The sequence below is a fragment of the Marinobacter lipolyticus genome, from assembly GCF_018424605.1.
In the GTDB taxonomy this organism is placed as follows: Bacteria; Pseudomonadota; Gammaproteobacteria; order Pseudomonadales; family Oleiphilaceae; genus Marinobacter; species Marinobacter lipolyticus_B.
In genome coordinates this window covers 101,267-122,277 of record NZ_QTKT01000007.1, presented here as the reverse complement: position 1 = coordinate 122,277, position 21,011 = coordinate 101,267, and the positions used below count along the sequence as shown (strand labels likewise).

Genomic DNA, 21,011 nt, shown 5'->3' with positions numbered 1-21,011 from the left:
CGACAGGCAGCGAGGGAGTCGTCGGTGGGCGCTCAACAGGGCGAGGGGGCGTTCTTTCTGGCGTAATACCACCAGGTCACCACCAGACAGCTGGCGTAGAAGGCCACGAAGGCGAGCAGTGCCGCGAAGACGCCGCCGGTCAGGTCGATGGACGTGCCATAAGCCTTGGGAATGAAGAAGCCTCCGTAGGCGGCAAAGGCGGAAATAAAGCCCAGGACCGCAGCGGACTCGCGATTGGCGGCTTTGCCGGCGTCCTCGGGACGGCCCGGCAGTTCGCTCATCAGCAGGTTGCGGAAAATCACCGGTACCATGCGGAAGGTGGAGCCGTTGCCAATGCCGGTGGCGACAAACAGTAGCAGGAAGCAGCCGAAGAAGCCCCAGAAGTTGCCGTCACTGACCTTGCCCGGCAGGAACGACATGACGCCGAACACGCCGGCAATCATTACCGCAAAGGTCCAGAGCGTGACTTTCGCGCCGCCGAGCTTGTCCGCCAGCATTCCTCCCACTGGCCGTGCCAGAGCGCCGACCAGGGGGCCCAGGAAAGCGTACTTGACCGGATCCACGTTCGGAAATTGCATGCCTGAAAGGAGCGGGAAGCCGGCGGCAAATCCGATGAAACTGCCGAACATGCCCAGATACAGCCAGCACATCAGCCAGTTGTCCCTGCGCCGGAAGATCACTGCCTGTTCGCGGAAGCTGGCTTTGGCATCGGCGATGTCGTTCATGCCGAACCAGGCTGCCACCGCGGCAATAACAATCAGCGGTACCCACAGAAACGCGGCGTTCTGGAGCCACAGGGGTTCCCCCGCACGGGTGCCGTCCTGAATGATCAGCGGGTCACCCACCATCGGTCCAAATGCGTTGGTGGCGATGATCAGCGGCGCCAGCAACTGCATGCCGGATACCCCAAGGTTGCCGAGGCCGGCATTGAGGCCCATAGCACCGCCTTTTTGTGCCTGGGGGAAGAAAAAGCTGATATTGGCCATGCTGGAGGCGAAGTTGCCGCCGCCGAAACCGCACAGCAGGGCGAGGATCAGCATGATCAGATAGGGTGTGTCGGTATCCTGCACCGCGACGCCGATCCACAGGCAGGGCACCAGCAGCGAGGCGGTGGAAATGGCCGTCCAGCGTCGCCCGCCGAAAATGGGCACCATGAAGCTGTAAAAGATCCGCAGAGTGGCGCCGGACAGCGCCGGCAGCGCAGCCAGCCAGAACAGCTGGTTGGAACTGTAGGTGAAGCCCAGGCTGGGCATCTTGACGACCAGGATGCTCCAGATGGTCCACACGGCGAAGGCCAGGAACAGGTTGGGAATGGAAATCCACAGGTTGCGTGTGGCGATTTTTTTGCCCTTGGTTTCCCAGAAGGTCTTATCTTCCGGCTTCCATTCCTCCAGCACAAAAGCGCTGGGGGTGGACAGTTCGGGCAGGTCGGTCTTTTCTTCCTGTGCACTCCATTCAACCCGCTCTGCACTGCGGATGGCGTAATGCATCCAGGCCAGGGCACAGCCAACGATCACAAACAGCAGCATGAAGCTGCTTTGCCAGATGCCAATAACGTCATTGAGCATGCCGAAGGTCAGCGGCAGCAGGAAACCACCGAGCCCGCCGATCATGCCGACCACGCCGCCCACGGCGCCGACGCTGTTCGGGTAATAGGCCGGTATGTGTTTGAACACCGCGGCCTTGCCCAGCGACATGAAAAAGCCGAGCACGAACGTCAGCAGGATAAAGCCGATCAGGTTCAGCTCAAGGCTGAAGCTGATGGTGCTGTCGATGCCCTGGATCCGGTATTCCGTGGGCGGGTAGCTGAGCAGGAAGGTGCAGACGGTAGAGGCAATAAACGTCCAGTACATGACCCGTCGCGCGCCATAACGGTCAGACATCCAGCCCCCCAGTATGCGGAACAGTGATGCCGGAATGGTGTAGAGCGCGGCCACGATGCCGGCGGTCTTGATGTCCAGGCCGTACACTTCGATCAGGTAGTGGGGCAGCCACAGCGCGAGGGCGACGAAGGCCCCGAACACGAAGAAGTAGTACAACGAGAAGCGCCATACCCGCAGGTCGGCCAGCGGGCTGAGCTGCTGGAAAAACGACTGGGAACGACGGGCGGCCCGCTGGGACGCAAGTGGGTCCTCTTTGGCAATCAGCGGAAAGAGAATGCCCATGATGGCCAGAATGGTGGCGTAGATCTGGGCGGTCTGTTCCCAGCCGAACGCTACCAGCAGGAAAGGCGCACCGAAATTGGTGACGGCCGCGCCCACGTTGCCGGCGCCGAAAATACCCAGGGCCGTACCTTGCTTGCCGGGCTCAAACCATGCCGAGGTGTAGGTGACGCCGACAATGAACGCACCGCCCGCAAGGCCAACGCCAAGCGCGCCAGCGAGCAGCATGTTGTAGCTGTTGGCCAGGGTGAGCGCGTAGACACAGGCGGCGGTCACCAGCATCAGCACGCTGAACACCAGGCGGCCGCCAAAGCGATCGGTCCAGATGCCGAGGAACAGCCGGCTGATGGAGCCGGTGAGGATGGGGGTGGCCATCAGCAGGCCGAGCTGGGTATCGCTGAGCCCGAATTCCTGCTTTAGCCGGATGCCAATGATGGAAAAAATCGTCCACACGGCAAAGCACAGGGTGAACGCCAGGGTCGACAGCCCCAGGGCCCGGTTTTGTTCCCCGCGGGTGGCGATGGTGGGTGTGTCCATAATGCTCTCCATATCATGGATATTGGGATATGGAGTGACTGTAGTCGCCGTGTGCGCGGCGAAAATTGAGAATAATCAAAAACCCTGCTTCCCATCGGAAGGCGATCACCGTCGGCCTTCTTTTCCACCGTTGAGCTAAATAAAAGCTATTTAAAACAGTCTCTTATAGGTTGTAATCAATAGGAGGTAGGTGGCTGCGAACGTTGGGGGCATTGGAGGTAGCTCCCGCGACGGGCGCTCAATAAATCCTGCTTATTCGGCCTGATCAGAAAGATTCATTCGCGCAATGGGTGCCCCCTTTCCATAATCAAGTCACCAATAACAAAACCAACAAGCGAGTACCCGGCATGGCAGACAGACCAGAACTAGCAGGCTGGCGGTGGGGTCCGTTTACCTTCCGTCTTCCGTTTTACCACACGCGGCTGTGCTGGCCGGAATTCCTGCAGGGGCTGTTTGTCTCTGCCGCCACCGGCCTGGCACTGATTCCGGTGATGACCGCGTTCTTTGGCCTGAGCTTTGAAGAAGCCGTGGCGCTATCATTCATCCACGCCAGCCTGATCGCCTCGGCGGTGATTGTGTTCGGCGAACCCTACGCCGCCGGGTGGATTACACCCGCGTTGCCACTGATTCTGGCCTTCGTGATCGGTGGCTACGAAGACCCGGCGAGTCGCTTTCAGGCGATGACCGCGTTGAGTCTGGTGTTTGCCAGCCTGGTGCTGGTGCTCGGTATCACCGGGCTGGGGCGACGATTTGTGATCTGGCTGCCGGATACCCTCAAGGCCGGCATCATTCTGGGGGCTGCCATTGCCGCCCTCAAGCGGGTGTTCGTCGACGATGCCGAGCGCTTTCTGCTGGAGCAGCCCATCGCGACCGGGCTTGCCTGTGCCATTTGTCTGATCTTCACCTTCTCCGTCCCGATGCAGAGGCTCAAGGAGCGCAACCGCTTCTTCTTCCTGCTGGGCGCGCTCGGATTGTTGCCGGGGTTTCTGGCCGCGGCCATCGTCGGCCCGCTGGTGGGCGAGGTCAATTTCGATATCCAGTGGGGGATTCTGGTGCCGCCGTTGGGCGAGGCGCTGGCAAAGGCATCGCCATTGATGATCGGCTGGCCTTCCCAGGAGATGTTTCTGCAAAGCATTCCACTGGCGCTGATCGCCTACATCATCCTGTTCGGTGACCTGGTCACCGGTAATGAGGTGCTGCGTGATGGCCTGAAGGCGCGCAAGGACGAGCACATTGATATCAACCTCAATCGTACCCATTTCTCGCTGTCGATCCGCAACGCCATCATGGGCATCTTCGCGCCGTTCTTCCCCACCCAGGGGGCGGTCTGGACCGGGGTGCATGTGATTGTGGTTCAGCGCTGGAAGCAGGGCCCCAATGCCGTCGGCAGTCTGCACAGTGGTCTGGCGTCTTACTACCTGATGGGGTTGCCCTTTATCTATTTCCTGTTGCCGCTGCTGACGGGGCTAAAACCCCTGCTGGGGGTGGCGCTGTCGTTGACCCTGGTGCTGACCGGTTTCGCCTGTGCCTACATCGCCATGTCCATCCCCCGGGATAACGCGTCGCGGGGGACCGTGGTGCTGATTGGCGCGGCCCTGGCCTTCTTCGAACCCTGGCAGGGCCTGCTTCTGGGAGTGGTGGCGACACTGGCGCTGGTGGGTTGGGATCGCAGCCCGGACCCGATTCCCCACGACGAGTGATCAGGGAGGCCCTGCGCGGCTATTTCAGACCGGAGCTGCGTGGGGCAATACCCCGTAATAAATCGCGCTGAAGTGCAGGGCGCTGCCGCCAATCACGAACAGGTGCCAGATGGCATGCATGTACGGGATGCGGTCGGCCAGGTAGAAGATGACCCCCGCGGTGTAGACCACGCCGCCGGCGATAGTCAGGTGGAGTGCGGTCTCACTCAGGCTGGCGACAAGGTCCGACGAGGCAAAGGTGATCAGCCAGCCCATGGCGAGGTATATGCCGACCCGCGCCAGCTTGAAACGGTTCCTGAAGATTACCTTGAGCACCACGCCGGTAATGGCCAGTGACCAGATGACGGCGAACAGCGTCCAGCCGGTGGTGCCGCGCATGTTGACCAGCAGGAAAGGGGTGTAGGTTCCGGCGATCAGCAAAAAAATGGCGCAGTGATCTAGGGTTTTAAACAGTGCGCGGAGCTCCGGATGACGAGCGCCGTGATACAGCGCCGACGCCAGGTAGAGCAGGATCAGTGACGCGCCGAAGATGCTGAAGCTGACGATTTTCCAGACATCACCAAGCTGGCTGGCGGCAACGATCAGCGCCACGGTGCCGATCACGCTAAGTACGGCACCCAGCCCGTGAGTTGCACTGTTGAGCCACTCTTCAATCCGATGGTGAATATTCGGGGCGGCAGTGTCGGGGTTGCTCATTGCGATGGGGTTCCGATGGAATTCCTGTGTGTAATGAGCTCTAAGGTACTTGAGCGTACACCTGTACACAACGGCTGTCGGATGACGGTTCTGTGAAATTGTTCGAAAAAACTGAACATCCCTGCGGAAATCTTCCGGTTTTCGTGGCGCAAGGGCCGCGGTAACCTGCCTGCATCACTTACTGAAGACGCAGGAGGTCTCAGGTCATGGCTAAAGTTCTTGTTCTGTATTATTCAATGTACGGCCACATCGAAACCATGGCGGACACCATCGCCGCAGGCGCTAAATCGGTGTCCGGGGCGGAGGTGACGGTAAAACGTGTGCCGGAAACCATGGCGGATCAGGCGTTTCTCAATGCCGGTGGCAAGGCCGACCAGTCAGCGCCGGTAGCCGATCCGAAAGAGCTGGCCGACTACGATGCGATCATTTTCGGCACGCCAACCCGCTTCGGCAACATGGCGGGGCAGATGCGCACCTTCCTGGATCAGACCGGCGGCCTGTGGGCTGAAGGCAAACTCCACGGCAAGGTAGCCAGCGTGTTCACCTCCACCGGCACCGGCGGTGGACAGGAGCACACCATCAGTTCGTTCTGGACCACCCTGGCACATCACGGCATGGTCATCGTGCCGCTGGGCTACGGTATTCCGGACTTCTTTGATATCTCTGAAATGAACGGCGGCACGCCCTATGGCGCTTCCACCATTGCCGGCGGAGACGGCTCACGTCAGCCCAGCGAGAAGGAGCTGAACATCGCTCGCTATCAGGGCAAGCATGTGGCCGAGCTGGCAGTGAAACTGCACGGCTGATCCGCTTGGCGCGATGCAGCAAGGGCAGGCCGTTCAGGCCTGCCCTTTTTTTATTTCTGACCCGCTTTCAATGCACTCTTGATCCGTGAAAAGGTGGCGGGCACCACGCCCAGCCACGACGCCAGCTGATTATCAGGAACCCGCTTGATCAGCTCGGGATACTCATCCAGCAGCAACAGATAGCGCTCCCGCGCGGACATCGTCTGTTTGCGAAATTCCCGCATGCTGGTGAGTTCCGCCAGTTCTTCCGTCAGCGCCAGTGCAAACCCGGACCAGGCGCCGTCTCCCTGGGCCTGCAACGCGGAGCGGAAGGCGGAAAAGTCAGCGACCCAGAGCGTTGCCGGTGTCACTGAAGTCAGGCACAGGGTATTTCGCGCCGTGCGGCTGCGGCCGAAGACCGGCCAGACCATGTCGCCTTCGGCGAAAAAATGGTGAATGGCGGTTTGGCCGTTTGGAGCTTCCCGGAACAGGCGCAGGATGCCGTACTGAATAAGATACACGTGGCCCCAGGGCTGGTCGTGGCGTTCCAGCTTGTGTTCTGCTTCTACGCGCTGTTGCTGGAACAGCTGCGACAGTTCTCGCAGAAAACGTTGGTCCGGGGTGCTGGCTTCGTCGTTCAGATGGATGCCGAATACCCGGCTCAAGCCATTGATCAGTGCCTGCCGCGCCGGGGCGGAGGGGGTTTCAATGATGTCCGGGTTACGCTTGCCCAGGTAGCAGGGGGCGGACGACAGAGAGGATCCGGTAGGGAGTTTCATCGCACGTGAACTCGCTTCTGTTCAGAAAAGGACAGTATTCCAGTAAGTCAAAAACATGTTAAATGACTTGAATCATTAAGCGTTATTGGCCGGGTCAATAAAAGCGCGGCTCCCCCGGTGATGATAGACTGCCCGCCCGGATTCTGACACCGCCCTGATCGGAGTAGCCATGGCAGCCGCGCTGGCCCTTTTCTACAAACTGCTTCCCCTGTATGTCACCGTGATCCTGGGCTGGCTTTCCGGCCGTTACCTGGAAGCCAGCGGTAAGCATATCGCCGGCATCATGCTGTACATCATGACCCCGTCGGTGGTGTTCTCGGGAGTAATGGCGGCGCCCCTGTCTCCGGAAGTCATCCTGTTGCCGCTGCTCACCTTCGGCCTGTGCTCGGTCATTGGCGTGGCGCACCACTGGCTGGCCCGCCGCTTTATCCGCGACGGCAGCGCCAGCCTGATGCCGCTCTCCGTGGGCACCGGCAATACCGGTTACTTCGGTATCCCGGTGGCGCTGTTGCTGTTCGGGCAGGAGGGCCTGGCCCTGTACATTGTGTGCATGCTCGGCACCACCCTGTTCGAGAATTCAGTGGGGTTTTACCTGGCGGCCAGAGGGCGCTACAGCTTGAAGGATTCCCTGGTGCGGGTGGCGCGCCTGCCGTCGGTTTACGCGTTCATGCTGGCGGTGGTGCTGAATCTTTCCGGCCTGTCCATACCAGAGGTGTTTACCCCGCTGTTCGATAACCTGCGGGGCGCCTACAGCATTCTCGGCATGATGATCATCGGCATGGGCATCCTCAGTTTCCGCGGCCTGGCCGGCAACCTGCGGTTCACCGGCCTGGCGTTCCTCGGCAAGTTCGTGACCTGGCCGGTGGTGGCCCTGCTGTTCTGGTGGCTGGACGCTAACCTGTTCGGCATCTATGACCTGGCGGTCTACCAGGCCATCTTCCTCATTTCCATCACCCCGATTGCCGCCAACACCGTGGTAATCGCCACGCTGCTGGATACCGCACCAAGGCAGGCAGCGGGCACCGCGCTGCTCAGTACCCTGTTCGCGCTGGCGTTCATTCCGGTGATGGTGGCGCTGGTTCTCCCGTAAAGCCCGAAGCCTGAGCGCCGCGGGCTTCCCGGATGTCGCTGCGGGCGTGGCGCACCACACTGATGCCCGAGGTGATCGCCAGGCCACCCATCACCGCGGCCACCGCCAGATCCGGCCAGGCGGTACCGGTGCCGAATACGCCCAGCGCGGCCACCATCACCGCCACATTGCCGATGGCGTCATTGCGGCTGCACAGCCACACCGAACGCATGTCGGAATCGCCCTCGCGGAATCGGAACAGCAGAATGGCAACCGCCATATTGGCGGCCAGGGCCAGCAGGCCTACGGCGCCCATGGTCAGGGGTTCCGGTGTGATGCCACTCTGGGCCACCCACACGGCGCGGCCCAGAACGGCGACGCCGAATACGGTCATGGTCATGCCTTTCACCAGTGCCGCGCGGCCCCGCCACAGCATACCCATGGACAGCACAGACAGTGAAAGCAGATAGTTGGCACTGTCGCCGAAGAAGTCGATGGCATCGGCCATCAGCGACACCGATCCGGACTGAAGGCTGGCAACACCCTCCACCAGGAACATGATCAGGTTAACCCACAATGCGACCCACAGGGCTTTGCGAAAGCCCGGGGCGGGGGATTTGGGTTCGGGAGCTGAGCAGCTACAAGCCATGAATACCTCCTGTTATCAGATTGTACTCATTGAAAACCCTGTAGCTGCTACAGAGTCAACCACGGATAGCAGAAATCTTCAGCGGGTTCCGTGGGTGCCCGGCACGTGGTTGTGATGGTCAGCGGGAGACTGCTCACCGGACTCGGCGGTCAATCCGCCCAGGATGCCGCACTCACTGACCGTGCGGCCCTGCGAACAGGCTTGCTGCAACTGCTCCAGCGTTTCCTCCAGGCTCGCCAGCTCCCGCAGGCGCTCTCGTACATGGTTCAGGTGGCGTGCCAACAGCGCATCCACCTGGCTGCAATCGGCGTCGGGCTGGTCAGCAAAGCGGATCAGCTCGCGGATTTCATCCTGCGCCATGTCGAGGTTGCGACAGCGCCGGATGAACAGCAGCCGGTCGAGGTGGCTCTGGCGGTAGTCGCGGTAGCCGCTGTCCAGCCGCGCCGGCTCCGGTAGCAGGCCGATTTTCTCGTAGTAACGGATGGATTCCACCGGAATTCCGGTCGCTTTCGAGATTTCTCCGATTTTCATGGTCGATTACCCGTGGCGTTCTCTGGGCATGGTGGCGCAAACACTTAACCCGCCAGTTGCGCGATTGCTGAACCGCAGGCGCCCATCGTAACGTTCTGTGATTTCCCTGGCGATGGCCAGGCTCAAGCCGTGTCCGGGTGTCTGTTCGTCCAGCCTTACACCCCGGGTGCCCAGGGATGGGAGTTCCTTGGGATCGACGCCCGGACCGTCGTCTTCCACCGTGATCATCAGTTGGTTCCCGCTGTCTTCCAGAGTGAGCACTGAACTTCGTGCGGCCCATTTGCCTGCGTTGTCCAGGAGGTTGCCGAGGATCTCGTTCAGGTCATGCTCTTCAATTGGCCATCGAGTGTCCGGGCCCAGGGTGCTTTCCAGTTCAAAGTTTTTATCAGTATACAGTCGTCCCATCATCCACAGCAGGTCTCGCGCCTGACTGACGGGTTGTGCCGCCTTGCCCGCCTGCGGTCCGGCGAAACGGCCGCGGCGCATCTCGCTCTCAAGCTGGTGGTCGATGTCGGACAGCCGTTGGGCAAGGTGCTGCCGCATTTCCGGGTCCAGGGCGCGGGTGTCGTCTTCCAGAACCTGACGTACGGCCGACACCGGGGTCTTTACGCTGTGAGATAGGTTCGCGAGCGCATCGCGGGATCGCGTCAGCCTTTGATCCAACGTATCCATAAGTAGATTGAGCTGGCGGATCAGTGGCTGGAACTCCGCCGGCGCGTCCATATTGAGTCGATGGCGGTCACCGGTTTGCAGAGATTTCAGGCCCTGTTGGAGCTGGGCGACAGAACGCAGGGAGAGTCGGATGGCCTGCCAGATCGCCAGCAACAGCAATATTAACAATATACCGGAGACGACGGCGGTCCAGATATGCAGCTCCTGCTGACTGTGCTGTAGGGTCGTCAGATCCTCTGCTACCACAATGACTACGGGTTCCCCCTCCAGGTTCAGGGCCTTTCGGTACGCCAGGAAATCCGTGATCGCGGCGCTGGCCTCGGTGTGGGTCTGGCGAACGAACCCGCTACGCGCCTCAGCCAGCAGTGGTTGTAATGCCGGCGCCCAAAGCTCGGGCGAGCTGTGAACCTGTTCCCCGACTCGTATCGCAAAGGCGTGATGGAAGACCTCTTCAAAATAATCACCGGCGGAGATATTACGAATCTCGTCAGAACCGGACTGACGTAACTGGTGCTCCAGAAATGCGACCTCGTCCTGCAGCCGGTCTTCCACAAATCCCCGGGCCATGCGTTCCAGCAGCAGGCCGTGAACAATCCAGGCGGCAACCATCAGCGCAATGGCGGCCGGCAATAGCAGCGTGAGCAGGCTTTTGCGGATGGAGCCGCGGGGATTAATCCATGGCATTGAAAATATACCCCTGGCCGCGGCGGGTGGTGATGACGTCGGTGCCGGTGATTTTCCGCAGCCGCCGCACGTAGGCCTCGATGGTGTTGTCACTGGGACTGTCGTTCAGGTTGTACAGCTGCTCCAGCAGTTGCTCCTTGGAGAACAGTTGGCCGGGGCGGCTCATCAGGCAGCGCAGCAGGCGGAACTCGGTGCCGGTGAGAGAATGTTCCTGGCCGTCCGGGGTCTGCAGGCACTGTCGGTACTCATCCAGCTCGAAACCACCGGCGGCCAGTTTGGCCTCTACCCGGCCTTCGCTGCGGCGAATCAGGGCGTTCAGCCGCGCCAGCAGCTCTTCGGTCTGGAAGGGTTTTGCCAGGTAATCATCGGCGCCGGCCTTGAGGCCGTTGACCTTGTCCTGCCAGTCGCCCCGCGCGGTCAGAATCAGCACCGGCATGGCCAGCTTGTCGGCGCGCCAGTTCTTGAGCACGCTCAGGCCGTTGCCATCAGGCAGCCCCAGGTCCAGTACCACCGCACGGTAGTCTTCCTGTTTGCCCAGCTGTTCTGCCTGTTTCGCTGTTGGTGCCTGATCCACCGTGAAGCCAGCGGCCGTCAGCTGGCGGTTCAGGCTGTCGGCAATCAGAGTGTCGTCTTCCACCAGAAGCAATCGCATGAAGGTTCCCGCGTCGTGAAGTTGCCTGAGTGTAGAGCCATTGGCTGAATGTAACCTGAAAACCGGTGCACCGGAAAATTCAGCAAGGATTCAGGTTGCTGGGGCAGAGTATTGGCCATTACTCAAAACCCTTTGCTTAAAACCCCAGGGAGATACCGATGAATCCGACTCTTAAACAGGCGCTGCTGCCGGCCTTCGCTCTGGCGTTTTCCTCCGGCGTTCACGCTGCCGGCGAACACGGTGGCCACCACGGTGGTGGTGCAGTCGGCGAACCCGGCACGGCCGAGAACGTGTCCCGCACCATTGAAGTGACTATGCGGGACAACTATTACGAGCCGGAATCCATCTCAGTGAAAGCGGGTGAAACCGTTCGCTTCCGCGTGAAGAACGAGGGGGCCCTGGTGCACGAATTCAACATCGGCACCGCAGACATGCACGAGGCCCATCAGGACGAAATGCAGATGATGGTAGAGCATGGTGTGATCAAAGGGGATCGTATTGATCACGAGATGATGGAAATGGACATGGGCGACGGCCATTCCATGAAACACGACGACCCCAACAGCGTGCTGATGGAGCCCGGTGAGAGCAAGGAGATCATCTGGACCTTCAGTGAAGCCTCCAGTCTTGAGTTTGCCTGCAACGTGCCGGGCCACTACCAGGCAGGCATGGTCGGCGATCTTGATGTTGAATAAACGGGTGTTCTCCATGAAGAAATCATTGTTGATAGCGGTGCTGGCGGGTTTTGCCACCATGGCGGCCAACGCCGGCGAATACGATATTTCCGTTGACCGGGTCGAGATAGACACCGGTGATTTCGTCAAGGAAGGCATTGGCTACAACGGGGCGTCTCCGGGGCCGGTGTTGCGGTTCAAGGAAGGCGAGGAGGTGACCATCAATGTCACCAACAATCTGGATGAAATGACATCCATCCACTGGCACGGCCTGATTCTGCCGTTTGAGCAGGATGGCGTGCCCGGTATCAGTTTCCCGGGTATCAAGCCCGGCGAAACCTTCACCTACAAGTTCCCGATTGTGCAGGCCGGCACCTACTGGTTCCACAGCCACTCCGGCTTCCAGGAGCCGAACGGTGCCTACGGCGCGATTGTGATCGAGCCGGAGGGCCGTGAACCCTTCCGTTACGACCGGGAGTACGTGGTGCAGCTGACCGATAAGCATCCGCACTCCGGCGACCGCATCATGCGCAACCTGAAAATGTCGGCGGACTACTACAACCGTCAGCAGCAGACCGTGGGGGATTTCGTCGAAGAGTCCGGTGAAAAGGGCTTCATGGCCACGCTGATGGACCGGATGATGTGGGGTGATATGCGCATGATGAAGGCGGATATCGAAGACGTGCAGGGCTTCACCGGCCTGATCAACGGCAAGGGGCCGGAACAGAACTGGACGGGGCTGTTCAAGCCGGGTGAGCGCCTTCGTCTGCGCTTCATCAACTCCTCGGCCATGACCTATTTCGACATCCGCATTCCCGGTCTGGAAATGACCGTGGTGCAGGCCGACGGCAATAACGTGCAGCCGGTCACCGTGGATGAATTCCGGATTGGCGTGGCGGAGACCTACGATGTGATTGTGCGCATCAAGGATGAGCAGGCCTACACCATTTTTGCCGAGTCCATGGGGCGCTCCGGCTTCGCCCGCGGCACCCTGGCTCCAGAGGAAGGCATGACCGCTGACGTGCCTGACCTGCGAGAGGCCCCGCTGTTGACCATGGCCGATATGGCCGGGCACATGGATCACGGCAGCATGGATCATGGTGACATGGCTGGCATGGATCACGGCGAGATGAACCAAGATGACATGGGCAAGGACAACGGCATGGATCACAGTGCCATGGGCCACGGTGGTAAGGATCACGGCGGTGACAGTTCCCTGCCGGAAGATCCGTTCTATGCCAAGGGCAGTGGCCTGATTCCTACCGCCAGCAACGGTGGCAAGTTTCTCTCCTACGCCGATATGAAGGCTCAGAAGCCCCTGTATGAAGACCGCGAACCAACCCGCGAAATCGAGCTTCGGCTGACCGGCAACATGGAGCGCTACGAATGGAGCATCAACGGCATCAAGTACGAAGACGCCGACCCCATCGTGTTGCAATACGGTGAGCGGGTTCGCTTCAAGTTCGTCAACGAAACCATGATGACTCACCCCATGCACCTGCACGGTATGTGGTCGATTCTCGACGTGGGTGAGGGCAAGTGGAACCCGTTGAAGCATGTGATCAGCGTGGCACCCGCCACCACGGTATATATGGAAACCGAAGTGGACGCGCCGGGTGAGTGGGCGTTCCATTGCCACCTGTCGTACCACGCCGCGTCTGGCATGTTTCGCAAGATCGTGGTTGAGGGCGGTCCGGACAGAACGGTGGCGGACGGCAAGAAAAACGGACAACAGGGAGGCGAATCATGAAGCGTCTGTCGCTACCCCTGTGCGGCCTGTCCTTGGCAATGGCCGTGCTGACCGGGCCCGCGATTGCCCAGGAGGATCCGGCCAAGAAAACCCAGACCGCCAAAACCTTCTGGGGCGTGTCGGCGGAAAAGCTGGAGTACCGCTACAGCGACTCCGATGAGGAACTGGCAGTGATTGAGGGCGATGCCTTCTACGGTACCGACGATCTCAAGTTCCGCTGGTTGTTCGAGGGCGAGTGGGAAGAAGCCCACAACGCCTGGGAAACCCTGGAGAACCAGTTCGTAGCCCAAACGCCGGTAGACGATTTCTGGGACGCCAAGGCGGGGATTCGCGTGGATACCCCGGAAGGAAAGGACCGGGTGTATGGTGTGCTCGGGCTCACCGGCCTGGCGCCTTACTGGTTCGAGATCGACACCAACCTGTACGTCAGCGATGAGGGTGATGCGTCGGTGGATTTCGAGGCGGAGTACGAGTTGCTGATCACCAACTATTGGATCGTGTCTGCCACGTTTGAAAGCCTGGTGGCCTTTTCGGAAGACCGGGAAATCGGTGTGGGTAAGGGCCTGAATTCCACCGAGGTCGGTTTGCGCCTGAGCTATGACCTGTTTGACCGTGCATTCTCGCCTTACGTCGGTGTGGTGCATGAGCGCAAATTCAGCGACACCGCCGATTTGGCCAGAGATTCTGGCGGCAGTACCGAAGATTGGTTTGCCGTGGTTGGTGCCAGGGTCATGTTCTGACTGTATTGCGGTTCGCAGCGGGTCGGGGTAGCTCCCGCGACCCGCTTTTTGTCTATGATTTGATGTAATGGAGATCCATTAATTTTATTGTAAAGCATTGAAGGGAGGCTCAATGAGCAGGGAGCAAGACAGGGCAACTCGCTATCAAGAGGGCAGTCTCACGCTGCCAGGAACCGTTATGCTGGGCACCGGCGTCATGATCGGTGCTGGCATTTTTGCCCTGACCGGGCAAATGGCGCAGATGACCGGTGCGCTATTCCCGCTGGCATTTCTTGTCGCAGCGGTGGTTACCAGCTTCAGCGCCTATTCCTATATTAAGATTTCCAATGCCTGGCCGTCTGCGGGCGGCATCGGTATGTACCTTCACAAAGCATACGGTAACCGACTGCCAACCGCGTTTAATGCTTTGCTGATGTATTTTTCCATGGTGATCGCCCAGAGTTTTCTGGCCAGGACCTTCGGCTCCTACACCATGCAGTTGTTTGGTGGTGACGAAAGCGGGCACATGGTGCCCATTCTCGGTGTGGCACTGATCATTGCCGCGTTTCTGGTCAACCTGCTGGGCAACCGAATGGTACAGGGTGTGGCTTCCTTTATCGGCATTCTGAAGATCGGTGGCATTCTGATTTTCGGACTGGTCGGTATCTGGGTCGCTGACAGCATCTCGGTGGATTTCTCCAGCCCGGGAGAAGCCGGAACCATGGGCAACTTTCTGGGTGCAACTGCACTCGGGATACTGGCTTTCAAAGGTTTCACCACGATTACCAACAGCGGCTCTGAAGTAAAAGACCCCAAGCGAAACGTCGGGCGGGCTATTGTTATTTCTATTGCTGCCTGTGTGGTGATCTATACCCTGGTGGGTTTTGCCGTCGCCAGCAATCTGTCGCTCGCCGAAATCATCGAAACCCGGGACTACTCCCTCGCCGCTGCCGCGCGCCCGGCACTGGGGGAATATGCCGTCTGGTTCACAATTGCCCTTGCCATGATGGCCACTGCGGGCGGCATTCTTGCCAGTATTTTCGCGGTATCGCGGATGCTGGCCATGCTCACCGAAATGAAACTGGTCCCCCACAAACACTTCGGCATGCCAGGCAGCATCCAGAAGCACACGCTGGTCTACACCGTGGTGCTGGGGGTGACACTGACCGCCTTCTTCGATCTCTCCCGCATTGCTGCGCTGGGTATCGTGTTCTATCTGATTATGGATATTGCCATTCACTGGGGCGTTCTGCGTTATCTGCGCAAAGACATCAAGGCCAACGTCTGGGTGCCAACCGTGGCTATCCTGCTCGATTTGCTGGCCCTTGGCGGTTTTGTCTGGGTCAAACTGAATACCGATCCTCTTGTCATCGGCGTAGCGGTTGGAGCGATGCTCGTTATTGCAGTGGCAGAGCTGATTTTTCTGAAACAGGCACGGGAATTGGGCCGTGGGGATTCTCACGCCCATCATCACCATTAACCGGTATTCGACGTGGCCGGCAGACAAAACGGGAGATCAGTATGGCTGAACACCAACACAAGGATTCTGGCGAGCACACGGTCAAGGATCCAGTCTGTGGCATGTCAGTGGACCCGCACACAGCGGAGCACCTGAGCCAACACCAGGGTAAAACCTGGTACTTCTGCTCATCACGCTGCCAGTCCCGGTTCGACGAGGATCCGGAACCATACCTCGGTGAGGCGCAGAAAAAGGAAGAGCCGGTAGCGCCGGGTGCCGTGTATACCTGCCCCATGCACCCGGAGATTCGCCAGCAGGGGCCCGGGGACTGTCCAATTTGCGGTATGGCGCTGGAGCCAGAAGAAGTAAGCCTGGATGACGGGCCCTCCGAGGAGCTCACGGACATGACCCGCCGGTTCTGGATTGGTCTTGTTCTGACCTTGCCAGTGTTTTTGCTCGAAATGGGCGGGCACCTTATTGGCCTGCATCAAATTATGGCGCCGCAAACCTCAAACTGGATCCAGCTGGTACTTGCAACGCCTGTGGTGCTCTGGTGCGGCTGGCCCTTCTTCTTCCGGGGCTGGAAGTCAGTGGTCAGTCGTAACCTGAATATGTTCACGCTCATCTCAATTGGTACCGGGGTGGCATTGATCTACAGCCTGGTGGCGACACTGGCACCCCAGATCTTCCCGGATGCTTTCCAGCAGGACGACGGCTCGGTCGCCGTGTATTTCGAGGCGGCTGCGGTCATCGTGGTGCTGGTGTTACTGGGGCAGGTGCTGGAACTGCGAGCCCGGGAAAAAACCTCCGGCGCCATCAAAGCATTGCTGGACCTGGCTCCGGCGACCGCGCGCAAACTGGACGATGACGGCAGCGAATCGGATGTGTCGCTGGATCAGGTCAAGGTTGGAGACCGCCTGCGGGTTCGCCCGGGGGATAAGGTGCCTCTGGACGGTGAATTGCTTGAAGGCAATTCCAATGTCGATGAGTCGATGGTGACCGGTGAGCCCATGGCGGTCAGCAAGAAAGCCGGGGATAAGGTCATCGGCGGCAGCATCAACCAGCAGGGCAGTTTCATCATGCGGGCCGACAAGGTCGGGCGGGATACCATGCTGTCGCAGATTGTGCAGATGGTGGCCAGCGCCCAACGCAGCCGCGCGCCGATTCAGGGTCTTGCAGACAAAGTGGCGGGGTGGTTTGTGCCCGCGGTGATCGTGATCGCCATTGTTGCCTTTATTGCGTGGTCGTTTTTCGGACCAACACCGCCGATGGCGTTCGGGCTGATTGCCGCGGTGAGCGTGCTGATCATCGCCTGCCCTTGCGCGCTGGGGCTGGCCACACCCATGTCCATCATGGTCGGTGTCGGGCGGGGCGCCCAGAGCGGCGTTCTGATCCGTGATGCCGAAGCGCTTGAGCGTATGGAAAAGGTCGACACCGTGGTGGTGGACAAAACCGGCACACTGACCGAGGGAAAGCCACAGGTGACCAGGCTGGTTCCGGCTGACGGGCTCAGCGAGCAAGAACTGATGCGCCTGGCCGGTGCCCTTGAAAAAGGCAGTGAGCACCCGCTGGCCCGCGCGATTCTCGACAAAGCCAAAGAGATGGAGTTACAGCTGCCGGATGCTGAAGGCTTTGACTCCCCGAACGGAAAGGGCGTGACCGGCAAGGTCGAGGGCAAGCAGGTACTGATTGGCAATCGCTTGCTAATGGAATCCGAAAAGATCGATACGGCGGATTTTGAGACCGAAGCCGAGCAGCTTCGCAAGGATGGAGCCACGGTGATTTTCGCAGCCGTCGATGGCAAAGTCGCCGGTTTGCTGGCCATCGCCGATCCGGTCAAGGAAACCACCGAAGCGGCCATTTCGGCGCTGCAGAAAGACGGCATCCGGGTGGTTATGCTGACGGGCGACAACCGCACATCCGCCGAGGCCGTTGCCCGCAAACTGCATATTGATGAAGTGGAAGCGGAAGTTCTTCCGGAAGACAAGGGCGAGATCGTTCAGCGCCTGAAAGACGAAGGCCGTGTTGTGGTGATGGCGGGTGACGGCGTTAACGATGCGCCTGCCCTGGCAACGGCGGATGTCGGTGTGGCTATGGGTACCGGAACCGACGTGGCCATTGAAAGCGCGGGTATCACCCTGTTGCGCGGGGACCTGATGGGTATTGTAGAGGCGCGGCGGTTGTCGTTGGCAACCATGCGTAATATCCGGCAAAACCTGTTTTTTGCGTTCGTTTACAACGCTGCCGGTGTCCCCATCGCGGCGGGCGTGCTCTACCCGTTTTTTGGCATTCTGCTGTCCCCGATTTTTGCCGCAGCGGCCATGTCGCTTTCATCGGTCAGCGTCATTGTGAATGCGCTGCGTCTGAGGGTAACGAACCTTGGGGAATAATACTGGTTTGGTGGATTTTCAAGCCGGAACACCCGGAGAGAGCTTGCCGTAAGGAAGCTCTCTCCGGGGAGGGGCTGTCCTCACAGCAGCTTTTTCAGCTCACCGTAGTCACCGCCCGTGCGAAGCACCAATGTAATGTCCTGGTCGTTCCGGTTGCGGAAAAACCAGCCGTGGTTGCCGGTGAAGGCGGCTTCCAGCTCGCCTTCGTCTTCCGGTACGCCGCGCCCCTTTTCATAGGAAATGGATTGGCCACTGCCGTCGCCGTGGGTGTCGAAGTTGATGGGGCCGCCTTCGGATACCCAGGAAAACCGGGCAACAGCGCCTTCTTCCATGGTGAGCTTGAATTCAGTGCCCTCGCCCGGTGTGAGTACCACGCGGACTTCATCCTGCCACTGGGGTTCCGCGGGTGCGGAGGCCGTTTCTTCCACGGGGGCCGGTTCTGGCTGCGCAGCGACTTCCGGTTCGGCAGCAGGCTCCGCGATCGGCTCTGCAACCGCGGGAGCAGGCTGGCTGGCAGGGGACTGAACCGCAACCATCTGGGCATTCTCGTCAGCGGTGGCTTCCTCTGCCAACTGCTCCTTGATCTCACCCATTTCCGTCAACCCCAGAAACTGGCCGGCGCCGGTGGGGTCGATGGCGTATTCCGCGGGCATCACCACGGTAACGAGCAGGATCAGTGCCACGATGGCGGCGATGAAGGTCGAGCGCAGCAGCTTCGCAGTGCTGGGCAATTCTTCACGGCTGGGCATATCGGTGTTGTACATAGCAGGTCTCCAGAATTAAGCGACAAAGTAACCGGTGAGCTGATAGCCAAAGAGCAGGAAGCCTGCACTCATCATGGCTACGTTGGCAGTGTAGGCGTGGCGGAGAAAGCCATCGGTTTTACGCCAGAAGCTCATCACGATAAGAATCATGGCAAGCGCAATCAGCTGTCCGATTTCTACGCCCACATTGAATGCGAGGAGGTTCGGAATCAGCCCGTCGGGCGAGATGTCGTATTCGATGATCTTGGTGGACAGGCCGAAGCCATGGAAGAGTCCGAAAATGAGCGTGGCGGCCCTGGTGTCGGGCTGGAAGCCAAACCAGCGCTGGTAGGCGCCGATGTTGTCCAGCGCCTTGTACACGATGGACAGGCCGATAATGGCGTCAATGAGGTAGCTGTTGATGCCAACATTGAAGTACACACCCAGCAGCATCGTGGTGGAGTGCCCCAGCGCGAACAGGCTCACGTAGAGGGCTATGTGTTGCATGCGATAGAGGAAGAAGATGACCCCCAGCAAAAACAGCAGGTGGTCATAGCCGGTGACCATGTGCTTGGCCCCAAGGTAGATAAACGCGATCAGGTTTACGCCCGTAATTTCCTGAATATACCCTTTGTCGCCCTGTGCGACGGCATGGGCCAGTACATCGGCGCTCATCCCGAGCAGAACAAGGCCCGCGAAAAGTTGTAGAAGACGGTGTCCGCGGACGGCTGTGCGCGCACGCCCCCGACCGTCAGGTACAGTTGACAGCATGATGACTCCAATTATTCATTTTAAGACAGCTGCAGTGCAGCGAGACTCAGCTAATCGGAGACGTTTTTGGCGGGCGGTCGAGGCGGTAACGAACACTGCGGGGAGACTCTCCGGCGAAGGGAATCGCTTGCCGGAAAGAGGTGTCCTGTTCGGACATCAGATTAATCGCAAACTGATCGGCGGATTCGTGGGTATGGTTGCCGGAATCGTGATGTAAATGGCTGTCGGGCCTCTCATCCTCCCCATGGCTGTGAGTGTGGTCGCCATGGTCTGTGTCCGGTGCACCCGTCAGCTCCGCGATGCCGTGGGACGACGCCTCGCCGATCGCCGACAATGACATGCCTGCCAGTGAAAATAACATGACGATAATGGTGAGCAGTCTGGTGCGGTGGACGGCCGTAATCATGGCTTTCAGGTTTTGAATCCGGCGTTACAGGGTGAACATCAACACGATTCGAGGTGTTGGTGTAATTACCTGCAGGAGGATAGCATCGTTGAGCACAACGAGAGGAATTAAAATGGGTAAATGTTCGCCGCCCGAACCGCAAAAAAGGAAAACGCAATGGCATGGCTGATAACCAAGTACGCCATCACCGCCGCCCTGGTGGTTCTGATATCCGAAATAGCAAAGCGCAGTGACAAGATCGGTGCGCTCATTGCGGCTTTGCCGATGGTGACCGTTCTGGCCATGATCTGGCTTTATCTGGAGCACCAGCCGGAGGCCAAAATCAGTAACCATGCCTGGTACACCTTTTGGTATGTGCTCCCCACGTTGCCGATGTTTCTGGCGTTTCCGTTCCTGCTGCCACGGTTTGGCTTCTGGGCTTCTCTGATCATCAGCGCCGCGGTCACGGTCGTCTGTTTTGTTTTACTCGCGGCCGTCGTCAAGCGGTTCGGTATCGTTCTTTTGTGATCCGGCATGTGAGGGCCTGCGCGGCCTGATGATTTAGGTCAATTCATGGGCAGATAAGGGGTCCAGAAGCCTTTTTGTCAGCTTCGATTCAGTTTCATGGTCTTTACTGAATACGACGCCGGTAAAAGTATCGGATAAGGGGGATCTCATGAACAGATTTATGCGGATAGTCGCGTGCTCCGTTCTCATGGCGGCACCTGCCACAGCCCTCGCGCAGGGCAATTCTGATCAAATGCCCGGTGGGGGCATGATGAATCAGGAACAAATGCAGCAAATGAATGAAAATATGTCTCGTATGCAGGGAATGATGCAGGAAATGGGAAACGCCACGTCGGATGCCGAGCGCCAGCGCATCCGGGAGCAGCATATGGAGTCCATGCAGGAGCATATGGGCATGATGCGTGGCAGCATGATGGGCCAGGGCATGAAGATGGGTGATGGCCAGGACATGATGAATGGCCACGGCATGATGAATGGTCGGAGTAAAAACAAGCCGGACAAAACTCAGGGTAACCGGTCTGGTGGTGCTGGCATGGACAGTGAGCAGCGGCTAAAGATGATAGAACAGCGTATGAACCAGATGCAGCTGATGATGGAGCAGATGCTGGAACACCAGGCTGAAACCCGGAGCGATCGCTGAAGCAACGCCGGGGCGCGCTGGTCAGGATACTGCTCT

20 protein-coding genes are annotated in these 21,011 nt (G+C 59.2%); 10 read left to right on the top strand and 10 right to left on the bottom strand.

The genetic code is table 11. From position 1 onward, the window contains the following. Positions 1-32: 32 nt before the first annotated feature. On the bottom strand, positions 33-2,699 hold the full coding sequence (locus DYI22_RS11330; protein WP_213478164.1) for a nitrate/nitrite transporter: 2,667 nt from the start codon (positions 2,697-2,699) through the stop codon (positions 33-35). A gap of 347 nt (positions 2,700-3,046) precedes the next feature. Here DYI22_RS11330 and DYI22_RS11325 point away from each other — a divergent pair, with 347 nt between their 5' ends. Further along, on the top strand, positions 3,047-4,399 hold the full coding sequence (locus DYI22_RS11325; protein WP_213478163.1) for a hypothetical protein: 1,353 nt from the start codon (positions 3,047-3,049) through the stop codon (positions 4,397-4,399). Positions 4,400-4,423: 24 nt separating this feature from the next. Here DYI22_RS11325 and trhA read toward each other — a convergent pair whose 3' ends face one another. Continuing rightward, positions 4,424-5,095, bottom strand: coding sequence for a PAQR family membrane homeostasis protein TrhA (gene trhA / locus DYI22_RS11320; RefSeq protein ID WP_213478162.1), 672 nt, complete (start codon positions 5,093-5,095; stop codon positions 4,424-4,426). A 206-nt stretch (positions 5,096-5,301) separates the two neighbouring features. Between trhA and wrbA the strand changes: the two genes are divergently transcribed. Then, the gene (wrbA, locus tag DYI22_RS11315) at positions 5,302-5,901 is read left to right on the top strand and encodes an NAD(P)H:quinone oxidoreductase (RefSeq protein ID WP_213478161.1); all 600 of its coding nucleotides are present in this window, start codon (positions 5,302-5,304) and stop codon (positions 5,899-5,901) included. A gap of 50 nt (positions 5,902-5,951) precedes the next feature. Here the strand turns inward: wrbA and DYI22_RS11310 are convergent, their stop codons facing one another. Further along, complete coding sequence (locus DYI22_RS11310) at positions 5,952-6,659, bottom strand: Crp/Fnr family transcriptional regulator (RefSeq protein ID WP_213478160.1); 708 nt, start codon at positions 6,657-6,659, stop codon at positions 5,952-5,954. 169 nt (positions 6,660-6,828) lie between these two features. On the opposite strand from DYI22_RS11310, the gene DYI22_RS11305 reads away from it, so the two are divergent. Further along, on the top strand, positions 6,829-7,749 hold the full coding sequence (locus tag DYI22_RS11305) for an AEC family transporter (RefSeq protein WP_213478159.1): 921 nt from the start codon (positions 6,829-6,831) through the stop codon (positions 7,747-7,749). Here DYI22_RS11305 and DYI22_RS11300 read toward each other — a convergent pair. From DYI22_RS11300 to DYI22_RS11285, 4 genes are all read right to left on the bottom strand, one after another. Beyond that, positions 7,715-8,377 carry a cation diffusion facilitator family transporter gene (locus DYI22_RS11300; RefSeq protein WP_213478158.1) on the bottom strand — a complete coding sequence of 221 codons (663 nt, stop codon included), beginning with the start codon at positions 8,375-8,377 and terminating at the stop codon, positions 7,715-7,717. The genes DYI22_RS11305 and DYI22_RS11300 overlap by 35 nt on opposite strands. 78 nt (positions 8,378-8,455) lie before the next feature. Next, on the bottom strand, positions 8,456-8,908 hold the full coding sequence (cadR, locus tag DYI22_RS11295; RefSeq protein WP_213478157.1) for a Cd(II)/Pb(II)-responsive transcriptional regulator: 453 nt from the start codon (positions 8,906-8,908) through the stop codon (positions 8,456-8,458). Positions 8,909-8,914: 6 nt separating this feature from the next. Beyond that, positions 8,915-10,264: an ATP-binding protein gene (locus tag DYI22_RS11290; RefSeq protein WP_213478156.1), complete on the bottom strand. Its 1,350-nt coding sequence runs from the start codon at positions 10,262-10,264 to the stop codon at positions 8,915-8,917. Next, positions 10,251-10,916: a response regulator transcription factor gene (locus tag DYI22_RS11285; RefSeq protein ID WP_213478155.1), complete on the bottom strand. Its 666-nt coding sequence runs from the start codon at positions 10,914-10,916 to the stop codon at positions 10,251-10,253. The genes DYI22_RS11290 and DYI22_RS11285 overlap by 14 nt, the downstream gene beginning before the upstream one ends. A gap of 158 nt (positions 10,917-11,074) precedes the next feature. On the opposite strand from DYI22_RS11285, the gene DYI22_RS11280 reads away from it, so the two are divergent. The 5 genes from DYI22_RS11280 (at position 11,075) to DYI22_RS11260 (ending at position 17,908) form a co-directional block, all read left to right on the top strand. Continuing rightward, a complete protein-coding gene (locus tag DYI22_RS11280; protein ID WP_213478154.1) occupies positions 11,075-11,611 on the top strand; it encodes a cupredoxin domain-containing protein in 537 nt (178 codons plus the stop codon). A gap of 13 nt (positions 11,612-11,624) precedes the next feature. Further along, a complete protein-coding gene (locus DYI22_RS11275) occupies positions 11,625-13,340 on the top strand; it encodes a copper resistance system multicopper oxidase (protein ID WP_213478153.1) in 1,716 nt (571 codons plus the stop codon). Next, positions 13,337-14,080, top strand: a complete 744-nt coding sequence (locus tag DYI22_RS11270) for a copper resistance protein B (protein ID WP_213478152.1) — start codon at positions 13,337-13,339, stop codon at positions 14,078-14,080. Before DYI22_RS11275 ends, DYI22_RS11270 begins: the two co-directional genes overlap by 4 nt. 112 nt (positions 14,081-14,192) lie before the next feature. Further along, on the top strand, positions 14,193-15,539 hold the full coding sequence (locus DYI22_RS11265) for an APC family permease (RefSeq protein WP_213478151.1): 1,347 nt from the start codon (positions 14,193-14,195) through the stop codon (positions 15,537-15,539). 41 nt (positions 15,540-15,580) lie between these two features. Next, entirely contained in the window at positions 15,581-17,908 is a 2,328-nt protein-coding gene (locus DYI22_RS11260; RefSeq protein WP_213478150.1) for a heavy metal translocating P-type ATPase, read from the top strand. Between the two features lie 80 nt (positions 17,909-17,988). Here DYI22_RS11260 and DYI22_RS11255 read toward each other — a convergent pair whose 3' ends face one another. The 3 genes from DYI22_RS11255 to DYI22_RS11245 are packed head-to-tail and all read right to left on the bottom strand — an operon-like array spanning position 17,989 to position 19,828. Then, positions 17,989-18,672, bottom strand: a complete 684-nt coding sequence (locus tag DYI22_RS11255) for a hypothetical protein (protein ID WP_213478149.1) — start codon at positions 18,670-18,672, stop codon at positions 17,989-17,991. 15 nt (positions 18,673-18,687) lie between these two features. Beyond that, positions 18,688-19,422, bottom strand: coding sequence for a HupE/UreJ family protein (locus DYI22_RS11250; protein ID WP_213478148.1), 735 nt, complete (start codon positions 19,420-19,422; stop codon positions 18,688-18,690). Positions 19,423-19,468: 46 nt separating this feature from the next. Beyond that, the gene (locus tag DYI22_RS11245) at positions 19,469-19,828 is read right to left on the bottom strand and encodes a hypothetical protein (protein WP_213478147.1); all 360 of its coding nucleotides are present in this window, start codon (positions 19,826-19,828) and stop codon (positions 19,469-19,471) included. A gap of 156 nt (positions 19,829-19,984) precedes the next feature. Between DYI22_RS11245 and DYI22_RS11240 the strand changes: the two genes are divergently transcribed. Beyond that, complete coding sequence (locus DYI22_RS11240; protein ID WP_213478146.1) at positions 19,985-20,335, top strand: DUF3147 family protein; 351 nt, start codon at positions 19,985-19,987, stop codon at positions 20,333-20,335. Between the two features lie 286 nt (positions 20,336-20,621). Beyond that, positions 20,622-20,975: a hypothetical protein gene (locus tag DYI22_RS11235; RefSeq protein ID WP_228300979.1), complete on the top strand. Its 354-nt coding sequence runs from the start codon at positions 20,622-20,624 to the stop codon at positions 20,973-20,975. The last annotated feature ends 36 nt before the right edge of the window (positions 20,976-21,011 follow it).